Origin of the sequence: Desulfococcus sp. (genome assembly GCF_041737845.1) — a bacterium.
Lineage (GTDB): Bacteria > Desulfobacterota > Desulfobacteria > Desulfobacterales > Desulfococcaceae > Desulfococcus.
On the sequence record NZ_JBGSQX010000054.1, the window covers coordinates 1 to 2262 of the forward strand.

The 2262-nt window shown below is 66.6% G+C and carries 2 protein-coding genes; both read left to right on the plus strand.

Annotated features, from left to right (window positions below; translation table 11 throughout):
- The first annotated feature begins 448 nt into the window (after positions 1-448).
- Positions 449-1651 carry a mercury methylation corrinoid protein HgcA gene (hgcA, locus tag ACEW8N_RS06065; RefSeq protein WP_373498911.1) on the plus strand — a complete coding sequence of 401 codons (1203 nt, stop codon included), beginning with the start codon at positions 449-451 and terminating at the stop codon, positions 1649-1651.
- Positions 1652-1685: 34 nt separating this feature from the next.
- A complete protein-coding gene (gene hgcB, locus ACEW8N_RS06070; RefSeq protein WP_373498912.1) occupies positions 1686-1970 on the plus strand; it encodes a mercury methylation ferredoxin HgcB in 285 nt (94 codons plus the stop codon).
- Positions 1971-2262 lie beyond the last annotated feature (292 nt).

Below are 2262 nucleotides of genomic sequence, written 5' to 3' on the forward strand. Positions count from 1 at the left end.
GGTGGTCTTGCCCGCCCCCGGCGGCGCGATCAGCACCGCGCCGGTACCGGCCGAGAGCGCCCGCCGCACCTCTGGAACCACCGCCGTCACCGGCAGCTCCTCCGCCGCGGGCCGCTGCCATTTTTCCACGTCTTTCGCTCCGGTCATCGCCCCCCCTTCATGGAAAGCCCCTCCCCGAAACCTGCCGAAAGTGATGTCTCCCATCCCGCAGCGCATCCGATATATCGTATCCGCGTTCCGGTCAAATCATCCCTCCTGAATCACGGCGACAGATTCTCAAACAGGGACTGCGCCGTGTTGATTTTTTGTGGACATCCCTGCCGATAGCTTTTACATTATTTACATAGCCATCCGCGAAGCGCTCAGAACCCCTAAAAGACCCTGGTGCGTGGAATGAGATTGGCCATAGGTTTTGGGGTATTGCCCCGCGTTCCCGAGGAGAACCCGCATGAACAAATTGGAAACAACCGGCCTGAAAACCATCCTCGCCGCCCCTCCCGGCCTTCAGCCCCACCCGTGCGGCCAGCAGATCACGACCGGCACGCCGGCCGACGACGCTCCCTGCTGAGGCCCCAAACCCGACCCCGAGGCCGGGGTCCATGAACGGCCGGGATACGCCATCGAACCCTATGTCGACGGTTTTGTGGAGACGCCCGCGGGGGCCGTGCCCCGGATCAGAACCCGGCTCTCGTCCCGGGATCACGTCGGCACGGTCAAGACCCGCCTGGGCATCGGGCGGCATGACTATAAGGTGGTCCCGGGCCTCTACTGCGCGGGGACTCCCGGGCCCGGGTCTCCGGTGCTGGTGACCGCCAACTACAAGCTCACCTTCGATGCCCTCCGGAAGGAACTGGGTGGGATCGACGCCTGGATCCTGGCGGCCGACACCCGGGGGATCAATGTATGGTGCGCCGCCGGCAAAGGGCTCTTTTCCACCGACGAGGTCGTCCGCCGGGTGTTGAAGTCACGCCTTGCGGAGGTCGTCTCCCACCGGGAGATTATCCTGCCCCAGCTCTCGGCCACGGGGGTGGCGGCCCACAAACTCCGGAAAGGCTGCGGGTTCAGCGTCCTCTACGGCCCGGTGCGGGCCGCCGATATCCCCGCCTTCCTGCGGGCGGGCAACGCGGCGGACGAGGGCATGCGCACCGTGACCTTCACCCTCCGGGAGCGGGCCGTACTGGTGCCCGTCGAGATCCTCCTCCTGAAAAAGGCGCTGGCCGTCACCCTCCTCGCCACCCTGGCCATCTCGGGCATCGGGCCGGGGTGGTTCTTGCCGGATGCGGCCCTGGCCCGGGGAGTGCCTGCCGTCTGCGCCACCATAGCAGGCATCCTGGCGGGCGCCGTGGCCGTGCCGCTGCTCCTGCCCCGGCTGCCCTGGCGGGAGTTCTGGATCGGCGGGGCACTGGCCGGATGGGGGGCCGGCGCGCTCATCTCCTTTCTTTTCGCGTCGAGGACAGGGGCTGTCGAATCCATGGCGCTGGTTCTCTGGACCGGGGCGGTCGGCTCCTACCTGGCCATGAACTTTACCGGCTCGACGCCCTTCACCTCCCCCTCGGGGGTGGAAAAGGAGATGCGCCGCGCCATCCCGGTGCAGGCCGCCAGCGGGGTGCTGGCCGCAATCCTCTGGATTGCCGGACCCTTTATCGGATAACGTTTGGAAACGGACGAGAGGACGAATACGCGCGATGAAGGATTTTCGATATATCGAGGGCGTCGCCACCTTGCGGCTTGACGCCGCCCGGTGTGTGGGCTGCGGCATGTGCGAGACGGTCTGCCCCCACCGCATCTTCGCGGTGAGGGGAAAAAAAGCCGCCGTCCGCGACATCGACGCCTGCATGGAGTGCGGGGCCTGCGCCCGGAACTGTCCGACCCAGGCCATCTCCGTAACCCCCGGCGTTGGGTGCGCCGCCTATATCATCTCCGCCTGGATATCCAAAGCCACGGGGTCAACGGGAACGCGCTGCTGCTGATCGCCGCCATCGGGCTGGCCCATGACCTTACGGTGGTCACCCGAAATATCCGTGACATGGCAGACGGCGGCCTCAGGCTGTACAATCCCTGGGAGGAAAGGCCCCGGAACCTCTGAAGGGGGTGGATGGACCGAGTCCATGGCACCGCCCGCTCTTGTTTATCCGAGACGCTGGATTTTCCTGCGCCGATCGGATCCGCAGTCCCGGGATTTGCGGGCCGGAATCCCCGCCCGCGCTCACGCCAGGGGAGGCGGCGGGGGCGGCAGCTCCCCGCGCTCCAGGGCCTCCCGGG

Bases quoted from the DNA above. Each gene is read 5' to 3' on its own strand.
- hgcB (WP_373498912.1), top strand. From the start codon at position 1,686: ATGAAGGATTTTCGATATATCGAGGGCGTCGCCACCTTGCGGCTTGAC.